This window comes from Bacillus sp. T3 (assembly GCF_033449965.1).
Lineage (GTDB): Bacteria > Bacillota > Bacilli > Bacillales > Cytobacillaceae > Bacillus_BU.
The window spans coordinates 3,799,276-3,818,854 of record NZ_CP137761.1; the positions used below are offsets into that span (position 1 = coordinate 3,799,276).

General features: G+C 38.8%; 16 protein-coding genes, 1 tRNA gene and 5 pseudogenes. 9 read left to right on the forward strand and 13 right to left on the reverse strand.

The features are described 5' to 3' along the window. The first annotated feature begins 18 nt into the window (after positions 1–18). Positions 19–297: an AbrB/MazE/SpoVT family DNA-binding domain-containing protein gene (locus RGF10_RS19420; protein ID WP_318505064.1), complete on the forward strand. Its 279-nt coding sequence runs from the start codon at positions 19–21 to the stop codon at positions 295–297. A gap of 116 nt (positions 298–413) precedes the next feature. Here RGF10_RS19420 and RGF10_RS19425 read toward each other — a convergent pair whose 3' ends face one another. After that, a complete protein-coding gene (locus RGF10_RS19425; RefSeq protein WP_318505065.1) occupies positions 414–1,271 on the reverse strand; it encodes a MurR/RpiR family transcriptional regulator in 858 nt (285 codons plus the stop codon). 243 nt (positions 1,272–1,514) lie between these two features. On the opposite strand from RGF10_RS19425, the pseudogene RGF10_RS19430 reads away from it, so the two are divergent. Next, positions 1,515–2,510 (forward strand): annotated as a pseudogene (locus tag RGF10_RS19430) (Gfo/Idh/MocA family oxidoreductase); the annotation flags it as partial. Positions 2,511–2,583: 73 nt separating this feature from the next. After that, on the forward strand, positions 2,584–3,561 hold the full coding sequence (locus tag RGF10_RS19435; RefSeq protein ID WP_318505066.1) for a Gfo/Idh/MocA family protein: 978 nt from the start codon (positions 2,584–2,586) through the stop codon (positions 3,559–3,561). Positions 3,562–3,723: 162 nt separating this feature from the next. Here the strand turns inward: RGF10_RS19435 and RGF10_RS19440 are convergent. Next, positions 3,724–3,795 (reverse strand) — tRNA-Val (locus RGF10_RS19440). Positions 3,796–3,981: 186 nt separating this feature from the next. Here RGF10_RS19440 and RGF10_RS19445 point away from each other — a divergent pair. The 4 genes and pseudogenes from RGF10_RS19445 to RGF10_RS19460 all read left to right on the forward strand — a co-directional run bounded on the left by RGF10_RS19445 (position 3,982) and on the right by RGF10_RS19460 (position 8,790). Continuing rightward, positions 3,982–4,710, forward strand: coding sequence for an alpha/beta hydrolase (locus RGF10_RS19445; protein WP_318505067.1), 729 nt, complete (start codon positions 3,982–3,984; stop codon positions 4,708–4,710). A 155-nt stretch (positions 4,711–4,865) separates the two neighbouring features. Then, positions 4,866–5,378 (forward strand): YjcG family protein, encoded by a 513-nt coding sequence (locus RGF10_RS19450; RefSeq protein WP_318505068.1) that lies wholly within the window; start codon positions 4,866–4,868, stop codon positions 5,376–5,378. A gap of 4 nt (positions 5,379–5,382) precedes the next feature. Further along, positions 5,383–5,807 (forward strand): annotated as a pseudogene (locus tag RGF10_RS19455) (GNAT family N-acetyltransferase). A 676-nt stretch (positions 5,808–6,483) separates the two neighbouring features. Beyond that, positions 6,484–8,790 (forward strand): annotated as a pseudogene (locus tag RGF10_RS19460) (UvrD-helicase domain-containing protein). Positions 8,791–8,911: 121 nt separating this feature from the next. Here RGF10_RS19460 and RGF10_RS19465 read toward each other — a convergent pair. The 8 genes from RGF10_RS19465 to RGF10_RS19500 form a co-directional block, all read right to left on the reverse strand. Then, complete coding sequence (locus tag RGF10_RS19465; protein WP_318505069.1) at positions 8,912–9,166, reverse strand: sporulation-specific transcription regulator SpoVIF; 255 nt, start codon at positions 9,164–9,166, stop codon at positions 8,912–8,914. Between the two features lie 245 nt (positions 9,167–9,411). Continuing rightward, complete coding sequence (locus RGF10_RS19470) at positions 9,412–9,546, reverse strand: YjcZ family sporulation protein (protein ID WP_318505070.1); 135 nt, start codon at positions 9,544–9,546, stop codon at positions 9,412–9,414. Between the two features lie 150 nt (positions 9,547–9,696). After that, positions 9,697–10,053 (reverse strand): stage V sporulation protein AE, encoded by a 357-nt coding sequence (spoVAE, locus tag RGF10_RS19475; RefSeq protein ID WP_318505071.1) that lies wholly within the window; start codon positions 10,051–10,053, stop codon positions 9,697–9,699. A 111-nt stretch (positions 10,054–10,164) separates the two neighbouring features. Further along, positions 10,165–11,178: a stage V sporulation protein AD gene (spoVAD, locus tag RGF10_RS19480; RefSeq protein WP_318505072.1), complete on the reverse strand. Its 1,014-nt coding sequence runs from the start codon at positions 11,176–11,178 to the stop codon at positions 10,165–10,167. Further along, positions 11,179–11,661: a stage V sporulation protein AC gene (gene spoVAC, locus RGF10_RS19485; RefSeq protein WP_318505073.1), complete on the reverse strand. Its 483-nt coding sequence runs from the start codon at positions 11,659–11,661 to the stop codon at positions 11,179–11,181. It abuts the gene before it with no gap. Positions 11,662–11,676: 15 nt separating this feature from the next. Continuing rightward, positions 11,677–12,165 carry a sporulation protein gene (locus RGF10_RS19490; protein ID WP_318505074.1) on the reverse strand — a complete coding sequence of 163 codons (489 nt, stop codon included), beginning with the start codon at positions 12,163–12,165 and terminating at the stop codon, positions 11,677–11,679. A gap of 363 nt (positions 12,166–12,528) precedes the next feature. Then, a complete protein-coding gene (gene fabI / locus RGF10_RS19495; protein WP_412176644.1) occupies positions 12,529–13,299 on the reverse strand; it encodes an enoyl-ACP reductase FabI in 771 nt (256 codons plus the stop codon). A 119-nt stretch (positions 13,300–13,418) separates the two neighbouring features. After that, on the reverse strand, positions 13,419–15,281 hold the full coding sequence (locus RGF10_RS19500) for a cation:proton antiporter domain-containing protein (protein WP_318505076.1): 1,863 nt from the start codon (positions 15,279–15,281) through the stop codon (positions 13,419–13,421). A 63-nt stretch (positions 15,282–15,344) separates the two neighbouring features. On the opposite strand from RGF10_RS19500, the gene prpE reads away from it, so the two are divergent. Beyond that, a complete protein-coding gene (prpE, locus tag RGF10_RS19505) occupies positions 15,345–16,082 on the forward strand; it encodes a bis(5'-nucleosyl)-tetraphosphatase PrpE (protein ID WP_318505077.1) in 738 nt (245 codons plus the stop codon). Between the two features lie 150 nt (positions 16,083–16,232). On the opposite strand, the pseudogene RGF10_RS19510 reads toward prpE, so the two are convergent. The 3 genes and pseudogenes from RGF10_RS19510 to RGF10_RS19520 all read right to left on the reverse strand — a co-directional run bounded on the left by RGF10_RS19510 (position 16,233) and on the right by RGF10_RS19520 (position 18,643). Then, positions 16,233–17,135, reverse strand: a pseudogene (locus tag RGF10_RS19510) (RluA family pseudouridine synthase). A 27-nt stretch (positions 17,136–17,162) separates the two neighbouring features. Continuing rightward, positions 17,163–17,961, reverse strand: a pseudogene (locus tag RGF10_RS19515) (NAD kinase). Positions 17,962–17,980: 19 nt separating this feature from the next. After that, entirely contained in the window at positions 17,981–18,643 is a 663-nt protein-coding gene (locus RGF10_RS19520) for a GTP diphosphokinase (protein WP_318505078.1), read from the reverse strand. 155 nt (positions 18,644–18,798) lie between these two features. Between RGF10_RS19520 and RGF10_RS19525 the strand changes: the two genes are divergently transcribed. Beyond that, complete coding sequence (locus tag RGF10_RS19525) at positions 18,799–19,374, forward strand: CYTH domain-containing protein (protein ID WP_318509595.1); 576 nt, start codon at positions 18,799–18,801, stop codon at positions 19,372–19,374. Positions 19,375–19,579 lie beyond the last annotated feature (205 nt).

Genomic DNA, 19,579 nt, shown 5'->3' on the forward strand with positions numbered 1-19,579 from the left:
GACAAAGGGGAGACGAACATGAAATCTACTGGTATTCTTCGTAAAGTTGACGAATTAGGAAGAATTGTTATTCCAATTGAGTTAAGGAGAACTTTAGAAATTGCAGAAAAAGACCCTCTCGAAATTTATGTTAATGAGGATAAGATTATCTTACAGAAACATAGAGAAAATATGACCTGTGTTGTAACGGGGGATGAAACCGATCAAAACCAAAGTTTTTCAAATGGACGAATCGTGTTAAGTCCCAATGGAGCAAAACAACTCCTAAATGAAATCAAGGAAGCATTTAATCTGTAAATTTTATCTAAGTAGTAAGAAAAGAACCTAGATTGATAGGTTCTTTTTCTTCAAATTTTCTTAACTTGTTACAGTTGGATACTTGGAAAACCAAGAACAAATTGATTACGTATTATTTAAAGCAGATCCCATTTTCTAAATACCTCTTCCTTTTTCTTTAGGTTATGGAGGTTTTTGGTATAATCCTTCGCATAAACAATTGAAAATAATGTATCAAGAATATATTCAAATGATATTTGGGAAGAAAAGGTCCCCACTTTTAAAAAGTCATATTCATCATAAGGCACCTCAATTGTTAACTCACACATTTTAGACATCATCGATTCCGAATTACCAGTTAAAATGATCGTAGGAATTTTCATTGCAGCTAAATATTTAAGTATTTTCAGGTGAAAAATCGAGTGACCAGCATAGCTAATAAAAATAGCACAATCCGTTTTGTCCAAGTTTAATGCATTCCATGTTGCTTCCCCATACTCATCAGCAATGATTAAGTGTTTGTTAATTTTAACAAACTTGTTTTGAAAGCTCCGAGCACGGATCTGAGAGTCCCCACTCCCAAAAAGGTAAATTCTGTTAGCATTTTTGATCATTTCTACTGCTTTATTTAATTGATTCTTATCTAGTTTCACTAAAGTCTTTCTGATTGTTTCAATTGTCAAATCCGCCATCTTCTTCGCAATGTTGATTGAACTGTCATTTGGTAGAAACGGAAAATTAGGGTCAACATGTGCAAATGCGTGTTTATTACTTTGAATTTCATGGATTAATGTTACTTTGAAATCTCTATAACCTGAGAATCCTAATTTCTGACATAGTCTAATAATTGCAGAGTGAGAGGTAAATGCGTTTTCTGCAAGCTCTTTAATATACATATTCGGAACATCCTCAAGGTTTATTAATATATAATCAGCAATCCTTATTTCAGTGTCAGTAAAGTTTTGCTTTTGTTCAAGCTTCTTTAATAAAGTCATGTCTCTCCTCCATATGGATTTACGATAACCACTAAAGTAAATCACTCATAATACAAAATGATTATTATTTATGAATAATATACCAAATCGCCCAAATTAACTCTTCTTTAAACATTATGTTCAGCCAAATAACACTCAATTAAACTATTATTGAAAACGAGATCCTAATTAGTTTAAAAGTGTATCCAACCCTTTTTATCACATCTATAATCAAGCTACCAAAAGTGAATTGGAGGAATATTAATGTTAACAATAGGCTATATCGGAAACGGAAAAAGCACCAACCGTTATCACTTACCATTTTCATTAAAAAATGAAAATATTCGTGTGAAAACTATTTATTCACCACGAAACAACAGCGCTTGGGAGAAGATACCAGAAGTAAATTATGTTGATGATTTAGAAAAAGTCTGGAAGGACGATGAGATTCAATTAGTCGTCATTTGTACCCCATTAGAATACCACTATCATTACGCTAAACTTGCTTTAGATAAGGGAAAGCATGTATTACTCGAAAAGCCATTTACACAGACCTCTGAACAAGCAAAAGAGTTATTTGCCTATGCAAAAGAAAAAAATCTATTTATTCAATGTTATCAAAATCGCCGATTTGATTCAGATTTCCTAACAGTACAAAAGGTCATTAATAGTGGAGTACTAGGTGATATTTTAGAAGTTGAAATGCACTATGATTATTTTAGACCTGAAGTACCAAAGTCTGTGAAATTTTCAAGGGGATTCAGCTATTTATATGGACACGGATGTCATACGATCGATCAAGTTTTATCTTTCTTTGGTAATCCGAATACTATTACTTATGATGTTAGACAACTTCTTGGAAAAGGACATATGAATGACTATTTTGATTTGGACTTCTTTTATGACTCTAAAAAAGTTTCTATTAAATCCAGCTATTTCCGTTTGAAAGAACGTCCTAGCTTTGTCGTATATGGGAATAGAGGAGTTTTTGTTAAACAGACAAAAGATCGACAAGAAGAACATTTGAAACTATTTTATATGCCGACTAACGAGGATTTCGGTATTGATTTACCAGAACACTATGGAATTCTAACTTTTGTTGATGAAGCAGGAAACTATCATGAAGAAAAAGTGATGTCAGAAGTTGGTGATTACGGACAAGTTTATGAAGGTGTTTATCAATCAATTTTAAATGGAAACGAAAAAATTATTAAGGATGAAGAAACGATAAGACAAATGGAGATTTTAGAGGAAGGTATCAATAAAATAGAAAGTCTACATTCTAATACTACTGACGCATCGTCATCATACATTAAAGAAAGTGAGAACTGACATGAAACTTGCCATACTAGGTTCTGGTCAGATAGTCACTGATTATTTAACGATGGCTGGAGATTTACCAGATACAGACTTAGTCGCCATCTTTGGCACCGAAGAAGCTATACCCACAATGGAAGCAATGTCGCGTAAATACGGAATTAGAAAAATATACACAGCTTATAGCGAATGCTTAATGGATCAAGAGATTGACACATTGTATATTGGTTTACCTAATCACCTGCATTATTCTTTTACAGAAGAAGCCTTATTAAGAGGAAAGAATGTCATTTGTGAAAAACCATTTACTTTAAAACTTTCTGAGTTTACTGAGCTAAGAAACATTGCTAAAAAAAATAAGCTCATTTTGCTTGAAGCGATCACGACGCAGTATTTATCAAATTACTTAGCAATTAAAGAATCCGTTAATCATCTAGGAGATTTGAAAATCATTGAATGTAATTATTCTCAATATTCATCTCGCTATAATGCTTTCAAAAAAGGTGAAATCTTGCCAGCTTTTAATCCTAAAGCAGGTGGAGGAGCATTAATGGACCTAAATATATACAATATCCACTTTGTGGTTGGAATTTTAGGAAAGCCTACTTCGGTCACTTATCTTGCAAACGTTGAGAGGGATATTGATACTTCTGGTATTCTTTTATTAAACTATTCTACCTGTAAAGTAGCATGTATTGGTGCAAAAGACTCGACAGCACCGATACGCACTCTAATTCAAGGCGATAAAGGATCCATTGTATTAAACGGGCCAGCTAACGTATGTGATTCTTTTGTGTTGAATATGAATGATGAGGACAGCCAAATCATCGATAATAAAATCCATCCCCACAGGATGTATGAAGAATTTTGTGAGTTTGCAAGAATGATCAAGGAAAGTGATTACACTAAAGCCGATTATATGTTAGAACAGAGCCAAATTGTGATGGAAATAGTCGAGAAAGCATTAGTTGATGCAGGAATTAAGTTAGGTTAATTTTTAAAAGCCTAAATTTCTAAAAAATCCACTATAACTTATATCTGATTCCATACAACATCATGATTCCTGAAACTGGGCTTGCATACTTAATAAATTTAAAGATACGCAAAAGGCACATCTCCAAAGAATGGAAATGTGCCTTAAAGCCTGTCAAATTAATGATCTGGGTGGGGATTGAACCCACGACCCCCACGCTGTCAACGTGGTGCTCTCCCGCTGAGCTACCAAATCGTATGTAATATTTTGTACACATCAAAACGGTACATTTCTAATTATATTCATATAAAAAAATATGTCAACCTTTTTTGGAATAGGTGACCATAAAATAGAAATAGGGCATTCGATTCTTCAACTTGTTGTGATGATTGTGGTAAAATTTTGCCAAAGCATAAGTCCTTCAAGAAAGGAGTTATTACGTTGGATTATCCACGAGGTACCGTACAGGATTACACCATTTACAGTAAAAAGCTGGCAGAGAATGTGGACTTTCTTGTTTACTTGCCCCCCTCCTTCTCCCATCTTTATAAATATCATGTATTAATTGCTCAGGACGGTGCAGACTATTTTCAGCTTGGAAGAATTGGGAAGTTTGCCGATGAACTGTTGGCGCGCAAGGAAATTGAACGCTTGATCATTGTGGGTCTTCCCTATAAAAACGGGCGTGATCGCCTTGAGAAATACCATCCAGATGGTGAAAAATCTGAGTCCTATCTTCAATTTTTAGTACACGAGCTTGTACCTTTTTTGGATAAGGAATTTCCAACTTACCAAATGGGCATGGGCAGAGCTTTAATTGGCGATTCGTTAGCAGGATATGTATCGTTTCGGGCTGCCCTTCAATTTCCGCACACATTTGGGAAGGTGGCGCTTCAGTCCCCATATGTGACTGAAGATATTCTCGCTTCCTTGCATTCATTTCAACAGCCCCATTTACTTGAAATTTACCATGTTGTCGGCAAAGCTGAGCTATCCGTCAAAACAACAAAGGGCAAGCTGGAGAACTTTATTGGGCCTAATAGAATTTTGGCTAAAGTGCTTAAAGAAAAAGGATTTTCCTATTCCTATCACGAATTTGATGGAGACCACACTTGGACGTATTGGCAGCCAGATCTCGAGCATGCCTTGAAGTTCTTGTTTGGAAGATAATCCATTGCCATTAGGACATTGTCGGAAAAGGGTTTCATTTTTACTTTTGGTATAATAAACTTCATCTACTCGTAATATTGCAGCCTTGAGGTATGCAAGCTTAACAGACATGCTGCTTTATTTTTCCAAAAATGAACGATCCGGGAGGTAATGTTATGAAATTTGGTGTTGCTATTTTCCCATCAAAAAAACTGCAGGATTTAGCGAATTCTTACCGGAAACGGTATGATCCACATTATGCATTAATTTCTCCACATTTAACGTTGAAGGGGCCTTTTGAGGCGTCAGACGCTCAGATGAAGGACATTACGGTCAGATTGGCACAGATTGCAAGTAACAGTAAGCCGTTTTCGCTCCAGGTGTTAAAGGTAAGTTCATTTAAGCCTGTTAATAATGTGATTTATTTTAAAATTAATCCGACTGAAGAACTCCTCCAGCTACATCAACAGCTCCATACTGATTTGATTGGCGATAAGCCAGAATTTAGCTTTGTGCCGCATATTACGATTGGGCAAGAGCTCTCGGATGATGAGCACTCCGATGTTTACGGTTCAATGCGGATGATGAAGATGGAGCACGAGGAGATGGTCGACCGCTTCCATTTACTATATCAGCTTGAAAATGAGTCTTGGACTGTCTATGAAACATTTCGTTTTGGAAAGGAATAAAGAAATGCACACGAAAATTGTCAGCAACGAACAGGAATTACAGGATGCCTATTATGTGCGGAAAACAGTCTTTGTTGAGGAACAAAACGTTCCAGTCGAGGAGGAAATTGATGAACACGAAGGAAGTGCGACGCATTTCGTTCTATATGAAGGTGGTGAGCCGGTTCGGCAGGTCGCTTCCGCGTGCTAGATGGAATCGGGAAGGTCGAACGCATTTGTGTCTTAATGGACTATCGCGGGACTGGTGCAGGTAATGAGGTAATGAACGCAATCGAACAGCATGCTAAAGGGCTTGGGCTTACGAGTCTGAAGCTGAATGCGCAAACGCAAGCGATTCCTTTTTATAGCAAATTAGGGTATGAGGTTGTGTCCGAGGAATTTCTTGATGCAGGAATTCCGCATAAGACGATGAAGAAAATAGTGGAGTAATTAGAACATGCATGGTAGCTGAGAAGCACATGCATGTTTTTTGTTTGCCAACTTTTCTTTCTTTAGCTTGGTTGGAAATTTTGTTATGATTAGCTTTGTATTGCTTTTGGTGTTGTATTCAACTGGGGACGTAATTATGCTTGTCATTCAATATTGGTGAAGAGTTGGAGATACCACATCAAATAGACAGGCGTCCATATAAGTTATAGCGACCTTGTTGATACGAAGTCGTGCATATCAGCTTCGAAACGTGCATATCTCGATTTTTATATGCATATCGAGGTTAAACGTGCATATGTCCAAAAAAGTCGTGCATATATTTTAAAAGTTGTTTCATAAATTTTTTCAAGTCGTTCATATATTTTTTCAATTGAATCATATCCGCTTCCAAACGTGCATATATGACACTACTCGTGCATTTATTTTGTAGAAAAGTCATTATTTTATTAAGAAATTAAGATATTTTCTAAAAACAGCATGCTTTCTGCTAAAAATAACTAAAATTATGTTAAATAATGAGTAGAATTTAGTATTTTTCCGAAACGGGAAACCGTTCAACGACATAAATTCTCAAACGTAACTGCTCTAATTGAAATATTTTTCAATTAGAGGCTACCTAAACCAAACCAGTAGCAATAGCACCTCCCTATAATCTAGTAAAAAGAGGAATCCTCCAATGAAAACTGCAATATTCCATGATGATAAAATCCATTTAAATAAATTGAACCGTGAAGAATACCAGAGAATCTATGAAGCTGGAAAAGAGGTGAACTGGCTTGCCCGAGCTGCGGCGATCAGATGCGGCTTTATTTGGGCATTACGCGGGAACCCCATTTCTTCCATGTTCATCCTAGTTCCGGCCAATGTACAGATTTACCAGAACCCAATCAGGAAGCCCCCGCTCCTACAGAGGAAACAAGCTATATCGAACGAAACGGCTTTCGGGTTCCGGTTTCGCGTTCGATTCAATCAACCCAAACTGCAACCGTAACTCGCGAAACTGTGAAAAAGCTGGCCCGTCCATTGAAGGTGACAAAAACGTTTGTTGCCACACCTGCATTCACACTTGAACAGCATGACCATTCCTATTTAGCTGAACTTGCGCGTCATGGGTTTACACTTGATAAAAGCCAGGCAGAGGCTGTTTCTGATACAGAAGGTCCACTACTTGTTCTTGCCAGAAGCCGGAAGTGGGAAAACGCGTGTGTTAACGGCACGAACCGCATTTATGCTCGTTGAAAAACAGATTCAGCCGAACTCAATTATGCTCGTGACATTTACCGCCAAGGCGGCGGCGGAGATGAAAGAACGATTGACTCGGTATCCGAGCTTGTCTGCAAGAAGTGTGAATCAGCTTGTGACAGGTACTTTTCACAGCATTTTTTACCGGATTCTCTCCTTTCATGCTCGTGAAAAATGGGATTCTCGCAATCTATTGAAAAAGGATTGGCAGAAGGAGCAAATTCTTAAGGAAGCAGGTCGTGAGCTAGAGCTGGATGAGAAAGAGTTTTCCTATGATCTTGCTCTTCAAAAGATCAGCTATTGGAAAAACAATCTTGAGTGGCCAGATACGGTTAAACCAGCCGATGCCTGGGAGGAAAAGGTCGCCATTTTGTATAAGCATTACGAGCAAAGCCTGCGAAACAATCATTTGTTTGATTTTGATGATATGTTAATTGGATGCTATCAGCTGTTTAAGGATGACCCTGCTCTTCTTGAAAACTATCAAACTCGGTTTCAGTATTTTTTAATTGATGAGTTTCAGGATATTAATAAAGTGCAATATGAGCTAATCAAGCTGCTTTCGGCAAGATCGAAAAATGTTTGTGCCGTCGGTGACGATGATCAGTCGATTTACGCATTCCGTGGCAGCGATCCATCTTATCTATTGGAATTTGAATACGATTTTCCAACTGCGCGAATGGTCGTGTTGGATCAGAATTATCGCTCTAGTCACGAAATCGTCTCGGTTGCGAATCAAATTATTAGCCAAAATAAACGGCGCCGTGCGAAAACGATGAATGCACAATACGCTCACTCAGAGGCGCCTGTCTGCTTCTACCCGTACGATGAAGAGGAAGAAGCGACGATGATACTGACAGACATTCTTGAAAAAATCGGCCAAGGTAAACGTCCAAGCGATTTTGCGATCTTGTTCCGAACAAATACCGGAAGCCGAGCTTGCTTTGAACGCCTTGTCCATTCAAGTATTCCGTTTAAAATTGACCAGGATATCGAGTCCTTTTATGAACGTTTTATTGTCAAAGGAATGTTGGCGTTCTTGCAATTAAGCATTAATGAAGATGATCAAAATGCGATTAAAACCATTCTTCCTGCTCTCTTTATCAAGCAATCTGTACTTCAGGATATAAAGGCAGAAAGCATTCTCCAGGATTGCACGCTGCTCGAAGCGTTGGCAAAAATCAAAACATCTTATGCCTTTCAAACTAGGAAACTAAAAAAGCTTGTTCCGATTTTGCGCGGTTTGTCCTCGATGGCACCTGCTGTTGCAATTGAAATGGTGGAAAAAGAGCTGGGCTTTGCGGATTTTGTGAAAAAGCGTGGCAATGAAGGGAATATGCTCGATAAAGGCTCTGATGATGTCCGTGATTTAAAGGTTGCTGCGAAGAACTTTACCAATATCCGTGACTTTCTTGAACACACCGATCACATGAAGGCAATGAATATCGAAATGAAGCGGATTTCTAAATCGGCCCAAGATGCAGTTACTTTAAGCACGATTCACCGCTCAAAAGGTTTAGAATACAATACAGTTTATGTACTAGGGAATGTGGATGGAACGATACCACACGATTATTCGCTTGAATCGCTGCGCGGTGGAGATGCATCTCCATTAGAGGAAGAACGCAGATTGCTATATGTTGCAGTTACGAGGGCGATGGAGCTGCTTTATCTATCGGTACCCCAGCGGTTTCGTGGCAAAAAGGCGAATTCTTCTCGATTTTTAATTTCTTGGAAATAAGGGGTAGTCTCCTGGCATGTTTCACTGTGGTGTTTCCATTTTGTAAGAAATGGAATTCCGAGGTGATGGCTATGGAGGCTACCCTTCTGCTTATCTTGATTTGTTATGAAGTGGCCATTGGTTATTTTTTATTGATCATTTTTGAAATGGAGTTGAAGTCTAGCTGTTTGCCGTCTTTAACGATGGATTGAACAATTTTGTCTTCCATTTCCTTTGAAACTGGCTTGCCGGCAATTTGCGATACCTTGCGGATGACACCTCTTACTGTTTTTTCATCTTTAAAGTTTGCATTTTGTAATGAATTCGCTAAAGCGAAAATATCCTGCATATTCACGCCAGTTTTCTTTTCAACATTTTTAAAGAACCCGTTATCCATAGTGGTAAATCACGCCTCCTTCTTTAACTTCTTTATCTTATGAAAAAAAGACAGGATTGGTGAATGGGTTATGTCATCGTTGTGCTAAACGCTTCGCTTCTTTATTTTACAATAAGAAAGAGGCTGACCTACTATATAGGTTAGCCGCAACGAGTTCTTTGTGATAATAAGAACAATTAGATGCATCACCGATATAGTAGACAACCTCTTCATGTTTGTTCGTTATTGTTATTACCTTGCTATTATTAGTTGTAGAAGCTTGCGCCAACAATAATTAACAAGATGAACAATACGACGATTAGTACGAATGTTGAACCGCCGTAGCCGTAGCCGCCGCCATAACCATAACCGCCGCAACCGTAACCGTAACCAAAGCCCATAGATTGTCACCTCACTTTTTCTTTGCTCAATATAACATATGTAAAAGTAAAGAAAGTGTTATAGGCGAGGCCAAAAAATTAATTGGCACTTAAGAATTAGTGAGGACCATTATGGTTACATAGCATTTAACTCGGCTTCACTCATGACGATTAACCTTTTGGCTTAAACACGAGGGCACCGATAAAGCCAAAGATGATCGCTGCCGATATCCCGGAGCTAGTTACTTCGAACATCCAGGTTAATACCCCAACAAGGCCATGTTGCTCAGCTTCCTGCAAGGCGCCATGTACGAGGGAGTTCCCAAAGCTGGTGATCGGAATCGTTGCTCCCGCTCCAGCAAAGTCCGTAAACGGCTCGTATAGACCAAAGCCGTCCAATATCGCACCGATTACCACCAACAGGCTAAGGGTGTGGCCTGGTGTAAGTTTTGCAACATCAAATAAAAGCTGTCCAATCACACAAATAAGCCCTCCTACTACAAAAGCCCAAAAAAACATCGCAAGCATAACGAATTCCTCCCATTAGACTTTAATAGCTGGTTGCAATAGACTGATGCCAAGAACAATATTGTGTAAGTAAAAACACTATTGCCTTGCAAAATCCAAGCTTCGACAAATTCATTCAATCTCGATTGACACTGCATGAGCAATGCACGGAATCGATTCATTTTGCTGAAACGATAATGGCGATAGCAATGCTCCTGTCGCCACTAATAGGATTTTTTTATAGGTCCCTTTTTTCATTTCGTTCAACAAATGTCCATAGAGGACAGTTGCAGAACAACCGGCACCGCTGCCGCCAGCTTGAACAGGCTGGTCTTCCTTGTAAATTAATAGGCCGCAATCCTTAAATTTTTCCTCAGACAGCTTAATCCCATTTTTATTTAATAAATCAATTGCGGTTTCATGGCCGATTCTGCCAAGGTCACCAGTCACAATTAAGTCATAATAGTCGGGGGACCGCTTCAAATCCCGAAAATGAGCGGCAATTGTATCAGCTGCTGCTGGCGCCATCGCTCCACCCATGTTGAACGGATCTGAAAGTCCCATATCGACGACCTTGCCAATCGTTGCCGAAGTTGTTACAGGATAATACCCCTCCTCTTTATGTTTGGAAACTAGAGCAACACCAGCACCAGTAACTGTCCATTGAGCTGTTGGCGGTTTTTGACCACCGTATTCTGTCGGATATCGAAATTGTCTTTCAGCAGCCGCATTATGGCTTGCTGCTCCTGTTAAAATAAACTCCGCCCCCTGATAATTAATCAGGAAGGATGCAAGAGCTAACCCCTCCATCGAGGTTGAACAAGCCCCGAAAATCCCCATATAAGGAATTTGGAATCTTCTTGCCGCAAAGCTTGTCGGGGTTATTTGATTAATTAAATCACCTGCAATAAAAAAATGAACCTGATCCTTCTCAAGCTTCCCTTTTTTTAAAGCAGTTGCACATGCCTCCTCAATTAACAAACGATGGGCCTTTTCATACGAGTCCTCTCCCATCCAAAGGTCTTCATGCAAAATATCAAAATCAGTTGCCAGATTACCATTTGCCTCAAACGGTCCGCCTGACACTCCTGTTGCAATGATTGATGGCTTATTTTCAAAAATCCAGCTTTGCCTGCCTTTAAGCATTTAAATAACCCCCCAAATTTTCAATAGAGTTTTGATTAAGGCAACCACAAATGCTGAAAATACTCCAAATAAAATAACGGAACCAGCAAGCTTAAACATATTTCCGCCAACACCAAGCACAAACCCTTCCGTTCGATGCTCAATTGCCGCAGAAATAACAGCATTGCCAAATCCAGTCACTGGGACCGCACTTCCTGCTCCACCAAATTGACCAATCCGATCATAAACGCCAAACCCTGTTAAAAGCATGGCAAAAAAGACCATCGTCGCCACTGTCGGATTTCCTGCTGTTTGTTCTGTAAAATTAAAAAAATAAATATAGAAATAACTTACTGCTTGACCAATTAAGCAAATAAAGCCGCCAACAAAAAATGCCTTTATACAGTTTTTAAGGACCGGGCGTTGTGTTTCATGCTTCTGCTGCAGTTCTTGATATTGCAATTGCTGTGGTGTCAGTTTTTTTAACTTCTCTTTTTTTCCCATTAGAATCACCCCTGCTTATGTAAGTTCTTTTTTCAGTTCGATGATTTCCTTTATTTTCTCTTTTGCTTTTTTATCGGAATAATTAGGGTTATTTTCATCATCAATTAATTCAATAACCTCCAGAAATATCTTATAGTCACTTGAAATAATAAAATCCTCTTTCGGAAACTTTTTTTCAAGTACGCTGTTGATCTCTTTTTCAATTTGTTTCATTTTGAAGCGGTGCATATGTTTTACTTTGTAGGCAACAATTGTATCTTTATCTCCCTTTACAATTGCCACATCATAAACTGGCTCAATCGCCATCACCTCTTCTCTTACACGTTTAATCGTTTTTAAATCCTGTGATTCATTTTCTCCGAACACTGTTGGTTTCGGATCTACTTTCTTGATTAATGCCATTTTTGTTTCCTCGCCAGAGTAATCGGCACACCCTGTCAAAATGGATGCAAGTATCGCAAGGATTAATTGAATTTTGAACACTGTAACTAGGTAATTTTTCATTCCATTTCCCTTCCTGCCTTAAGTTTCAATTTATCGTATTATTTATTTTCTTCTTCTAAGGGAAATTTATGAATCTGTCGGGAAAAAATTATCTAGATTGACAATTTGTTGTGGTTTGGCGGGGCGTAGCTCTCTGGATTGTAGCGTTCTATCCGTGGATTCCGCTCTCTATCCGGAGATTTTAGGTTTTATCCGTAGATTTTGCATTTTATCCGTAGATTTTTGGGTTTTATCCGGAGATTTTTGAGCTTTATCCGTAGATTAAACTAATTCTAAATTTCTCCTCCTCTCCTTATTATTTTCCAACGCAAAAAAACCCAAGCCACTAATCGCTTAGCAGGGCTTGGGTTTCTCACAATAATATTATGCAGTAATATGGAAGCCTGAATCAACGTGGATATTCTCGCCAGTGATACCACGAGACATGTCGCTGAATAGGAATACGGCAGTATCGCCAACCTCTTCAGTCGTAGTCGCACGATGAAGTGGAGCACGTTCTTCGATATGCTTAAGGATTAGGTTGAAGTCACCAATTCCTTTAGCTGAAAGCGTGCGGATTGGGCCAGCAGAAATGGAGTTTACACGGATTCCGTATTTACCCATATCATTTGCTAAATAGCGTACACTTGCTTCAAGTGAAGCTTTGGCAACACCCATGACATTGTAGTTTGGCAATACGCGCTCTCCACCAAGGTAGGTTAAAGCGATGATGCTTCCGCCTTCTGTCATTAGCTCCTTTGCTTCCTTTGCCACAGCTGTTAAAGAATAAGAGCTAATATTGTGTGCCAAAAGGAATCCATCACGATTGGTGGTCATATAGTCACCTTCGAGCTCTTCCTTATTGGCAAAAGCGATACAGTGAGCCAAACCATGAATCGTGCCGACTTGCTCCTTGATTTGGGCAAAACATTTAGCAATATCTTCATCAGACGTTACGTCACACGGTAAAAGGATAGAATCAGCGCCTTCAAGTGTGTCAGTCAAATCACGTACACCTTTTTCAAATCTTTCGCCTGCATATGTAAAAATCAATCTTGCTCCTGATGCATGCAAGGAACGAGCGATTCCCCAGGCAATACTTCTTTTATTTGCAACACCCATAACTACATAAGTTTTTCCGGATAACAGAGACATCAATTACCCTCCTATTAATACATGATATTAGTACCTAGTACTAATTCTACTATAACATATTATAAAAAGAAAGAATTATTTCCCCACTTCATCCTCATCCTTACCAAAACAACAAATGTTTAACACCTTTGACAAAACTCTAATTCTCGTTTGAGCTGTTCGACGTACTTTCTTGAACCTGTCACGATGAGTCGATCATTTAGCAAAAGTTCTGTATCGCCATGCGGAATTAAAGAATCTTTGCCCCGGAAAATCCGAACAAAGATGACATCTCCAGTAAAAGGAAATGTTCTTAACTCCATACTAACAAATTCCTCATTGAGCATTTTGATTTCAAATAATGAAGTATCCTGGCTTGATAAAATCCTCATTAAACCTGGAGCCTCAATGGATGCCCGTAGAAGTGTTTGCTGAGCCAAAAATCCAGAAAATATCTCAATCTCGTGTTCACGCAGTTTATCCTGCAAGGAAGAACCTTCCACTCTTGCAATCACTCGCGGAATCCCTTTTTCCTTCAAAGCTCTCGCTAAAATAGCGTTCGTTTCCTGATCCCAGGTTAAGATCACAACACAATCAGCCTGCAGTACCTTCGTCCTATCAGTAATTGTTTCCAGAGAGTAATCGGGAATCTCCACTAGATCAAACAATGAATCGGCAATTGGCTTATCCGCTTTTTCTTGCATCGTCGTATACAAGATGGAGTCATAAAGGGTTGTCTCGAGTTGGCGCGATACTTGGAGTGTTAGTTGGTTTGCACCAATAAAGGCAACTTTGACTTTTTTATTTTGCACATGGTCCTGAGGAAACAGTTTTTTAAAAACCATTGGCGTGAAAATAGACGTGATGACAGCAACCAAAATCAAGGTTCCTCTCATTTCCGAGCTAATCACACCTAGACGTTCTCCAATCGTGGCAGCGGCGATTACGAGTGATAAGGTTGAAGTTAATAAAAACCCCGATGCTGTGACTGTTTTCATATCATACCAAAGCTTTAAATAATAAATCGGGATAAGCTTTGATAACAACAGTGCTAATAGTAACAAAGGGACAAGCAACAGTAATTTCGGATCACTTAATAGCGACCAAAGATCAAGATTCACACCAATCATGACAAAAAAGATTGGGATCAAAAAGCCGTAGCCAAACGAATCAAGCTTATGAATCATCTCCTGATTTGGGGATAACAATGACACGAGAACTCCCGCAAGAAAGGCTCCAAGAATGTTTTCTGCCCCAACCGTTTCTGAAAGCGCAACAAGAAAAATAATTAATGCAAACACCGCACGGGTCCCTATTTGTGTTGTCCCTTTAGACAAAACATCAAGAAAAGTGCGGTTTTTTAACCCTTTTCCAATAAAAAACAGGACCACACCAGCGCCAAAAAGGATCAACAACAGCCAAGTATTTCCCTCACCACCGTCATAAATCGATGCGAATACCGCAAGCAGTATCATTGTGACAAGGTCGGCAATGACAGCAACTAGCAAAATTATTTGGCCAATCACCGTTTTCATTAAATGGGCTTCTTTTAAAGTTGGCACGACCACTCCTAATGATATAGTAGAGATGATCAAGGTCATTAAAAAGGCATTTTCAATAAAGCCCGTCAGAACAAATAAATAGGAAAGACCGTAGGATGCTGCAAAAATACCAATAAAAACAATTGTGGCAACTACAAAGGTGTTCGGCTCCTTCTTTCCATTCGGCAGTAGTACCTTTGTTTTTTTTCCATAAAAAGCAGTGAAATCAATTTCTAAACCACTTAGGAACATTAAAAAGATGAAGCCAAGCGTTGAAAGGGTTTCGAGCCACATATCCTGATGAACAAGGTTAAAACCGCTTTTGCCAATGACCAGCCCCATTAAGATTTCGGCAACAACAACCGGAATGATTGTCAGTTTTAAGCGATGTTGCATGATTGGGGTAAAAAAAGCAACAATAATGACAATAAAAAGTGAGGCTACGGATGCAGAATGTTCCATTTTCAATTCCCCCTCATTAGTTTTTTTGAGTTTGAAATTCAAGATTCAAGGGAGCAATGTACAATGAAATTAGATATCATAGGGGACATTCATGGCTGCTTCATGGAGTTTAAACAATTAACAAAGAAATTAGGATATGAGTGGGATAGTGGAATCCCCGTTCATCCTCAAGGACGAAAGCTGGCATTTGTCGGCGATTTGACCGACAGAGGCCCACATTCCCTCAAAGTGATTGAGGTTATTTATGAACTGGCTGTAAACAAAAAGAGTGCCTATTATGTCCCTGGTAACCATTGCAATAAGCTGTATCGTTACTTTTTAGGAAATAAAGTTCAGATTACGCACGGATTAGAAACAACGGTAGCAGAGTTGGAAGAAATCAGCAAAGATAACCAACAAGTAATTCGGCAGAAATTTATTGAGCTCTATGAAAAAGCCCCAATGTATCAGCAATTGGATAAAGGACGTCTCGTCATTGCCCATGCTGGAATTCGCCAAGACTATATTGGAAAATTCACTTCGAAGGTGAAAACATTTGTGCTTTATGGTGATATTACTGGAGAAAAGCATCCGGATGGCTCACCGGTTCGACTTGATTGGGCATCCCACTATTCTGGCAAAGCCTGTGTCGTTTATGGTCATACTCCTGTTCGAGAGGTGAGAATCACAAACAATACGTACAATATTGACACAGGTTGTGTATTTGGCGGTAAACTAACAGCATTACGGTATCCTGAAAAAGAAGTTGTTTCTGTTGAATCATCGTTAGCCTTTGTTGCGGAAAAATTTAGAGAGTTATAAATGAGTAAGATTCGCCACCACCAGCAATGTGACGAATCTTTTTTAGTATGGTTATGTTAAATCCGTCTGTTGATTTCCGCTCCAGGTGCTCCAATCAACAGAGTGCATTAAAATCTACAACATTCTTTAACGTAGCCTTTAATATTTACATCACAAAGCATTGGACTCTAATAGCTCATTCATATCCTGAGGCAGTGGTGCCGTAAACTGACACTCCTGTTGTAAAAATGGATGATAGAACGATACCTCACGACAATGAAGTGCCTGCCTTGCTAACAATTCGAGTGGCCCCCCATAGAGATCATCTCCAAGCAGTGGATGCCCAAGCCATAAAAGATGAACGCGAATTTGATGAGTTCTGCCTGTTTCGAGCTGAAGCAACAGATGGGTAAAATTTTGGTAGCGGTTAATGACCCAATAATTTGTACAAGCATACTGTCCTTCAGGATGAACCTCTCGTTCGATAATGCTTTCTTTTTTCTGGCAATTGATTGTACAATTTTACCAGTATCTTGCGCAATTCTTCCAGAGGCGAAAGCTTCATATTTTCGTGTAACCTGACCCATTTTTTGCTGTTGAGAAAGTAAATGATGAACATGACGGTGCTTTGCAATTAATACGAGTCCTGGAGGTGTCACGGTCTAGCCTCGTCACAATATGGGCAGTTGCTGAAACTCCAATTTCGTCATAATAGCCTATCAAAGCATTCGCTAAGCTCCCAGATGGATGCTCCCGTGACGGGATTGTACTCATACCAGCTGGTTTATTGACAACTAACACATATTGATCTTCATAAAGAATGGAAAGTGGGATTTTTTCAGGTTTAATCCCTTCACTGCGTTCTTCTTTTGGAAAAATAATTTTCAATTTATCATTAGCATTTAGGCGATAGCGGACATTCACCTCGACATCATTTACGAAAATGCCTCCACCTTTAAATTTAATATCTGTTAAAGCGGTTTTTGAAATGTCTTGTTCCTTTAAAAAATCACGAATTAAACTTCCTGAAGCAGATAAGTTTATTTCCCAAGTAATGAAGAACCTTTGGTCCATGGAGTATCTTTCCTTCTTATGTAGTGTTTAATCTTCTGAAACGAATGAATCATGGACTCGCTTCCAAAACGGAAATGGTCTGAACCTAGCAAATCGAATTTTTTCATCAGCAACGCGATATTGAATCGACTTGACATCCTTATGCAATAAGGTTAAATGATCGATTGTAATTTGAAAATCCGGTCCATTTACAGGCTTCAAGCGACACGTATGGTGGTCCGGTAAAATAAGTGGTGAACCGATCGTTCCGGAACACGCGATTGTTAATCGATGCCATTTCTGTTAACTGTAGAGCTGGAATAGAGGGATGTAAAATTGCTCCACCTAATGCTTTATTATAAGCTGTACTGCCTGAAGGCGTTGAAACACAAAGGCCATCACCGCGGAACCGTTCAAAATTCTGGCCGCGAATCTCAACATCCATCACAAGGGTCCCCTCTACACTCTTAACCGTTGATTCATTCAGTGCGAGATACCGTGTTTCCCTACCACCATGCTGGTAGCGAATAATCGTTTCAAGCAATGGATATTCCACAATTTGATAAGGCGTTCTAGCAATCGCGATGACAAGTTTTTCGATTTCTTCCGGTACCCAGTCCGCATAAAAACCTAAATGTCCAGTATGAATTCCGACAAAGGATGTTTTATCAAGACGGCTGCTATATCGATGAAATGCATATAAAAGTGTGCCATCTCCCCCAATCGAGACAACGATATCTGGTTGGTCCTCGTCATAGATCAAATCAAAATCCTGTAAATAGGTTCTCATTTTAGTTTTTAACGTATCTGACCTTGAATCCCCTTTTGAAGTAATTGCAAATTTCATTCTTTACCCCTCATTTAATTTACTTTGAATCCTTGCTTATTTTACTCCCTTTTCCTTCCTGATGGGTCTCTTTCTTTAAAGTGAAAAAGGCTTGTGCTTCTTGTATTTCTCCTCTGATTAGTGACATTTCCTCATCCAATCGAAAGGCTGCTTCAGATGCTCGTTGCAAACGAGTTTGAATGTCTTTAGGAAATTGACCTTTATATTTGTAATTCAAGGAGTGCTCAATCGTCGCCCAAAAATTCATCGCAAGTGTTCGAATTTGAATTTCTACTAATATTTTTTTCTCTCCATTAATCGTTTGAACCGGATAACAAATCACCACATGATAGGAGCGATATCCACTTGCCTTTTTGTGAGAAATATAATTTCGTTCTTCGATAACCTCAAAATCATTTCTTTCTCTTAGCAATTTTACGACAGTCTTTATATCATCAACAAATTGGCACATCATTCTCAGGCCAGCAATATCCTGCATTTCCGTTTCCAATTTATCTAAAGGAATCCCTTTTTGAACGGCTTTATCTAAAATACTCGCAATCGGTTTGACACGTCCTGTCACAAATTCAATTGGTGAATGGGAAGAATTCAGCTCAAACTGTCCTCTCATTCCCCTTAACTTCACTTTCAACTCCTCAACCGCTTGCTTATATGGTGCTAAAAAGTGGTCCCAATGTTCCAACTATACTCACCTCATCTAACCTGTCTTACCATGAAAATCTCAACACAGGGATTTGATACATATTTTATCATATTTATTGGCCGATTCCCAAAATTGATGTCTGAGAGAAATAAAGAGATAATAGATTGAGTAGTAAGAATGAAAGGAAGATTCCGTTGTCACAGCAAATTGAAATCGAATTCAAAAATCTTTTGACAGAGACTGAATACCATCATTTACAACAATATTTCAAAATTGAACCATCACAAATAAAAAAACAAATTAATCATTATTTTGATACAAAAGATTTTTTTCTAAAAACTAAGAGCTCTGCCCTCCGCATCCGTGAAAAAGGAAACAGATATGAACTCACTTTAAAGCAGCCAGCAGAAGTCGGTTTATTGGAAACCACTCAATCCCTTAAGATCTCTGAAGCACAGGAGATGTTTGACCATGCGCAACTCCCAGATGGTCCTGTTAAATCAATCCTTGATTTAACCGATATCAATGAACATCTGGAATACTTCGGTTCTTTAACAACCTATCGTTCAGAAATTGAGTATCAGGGCGGACTACTTGTGTTCGATCATAGCCTCTATCTTGACGTGGAGGACTTTGAGGTAGAATATGAGGTAACAGTGGAGGATCGTGGCAAGCAAATTTTTAAACAATTATTAGAATCAATGAATATCCCGTTCAGGAAAACCGACAATAAAGTACGACGGTTTTATCAACGGAAATACGAACAATAATCATAGCGAGAATGGGAAATCCCATTATGCTACGCAAGACCAGGTGCTTAAATGTCAAAAAATTCTAAATTTCACTTTAAATTTACATTTCTCCCCTGTTTCCAGCCTGATTACTGGAAACTAGCTAGCTTTTTGTGTAAATTATAGTAGATTGAACATCAGGACGCAGTAATGCAAATGCATTATGTTTGAGATATAAAATGTG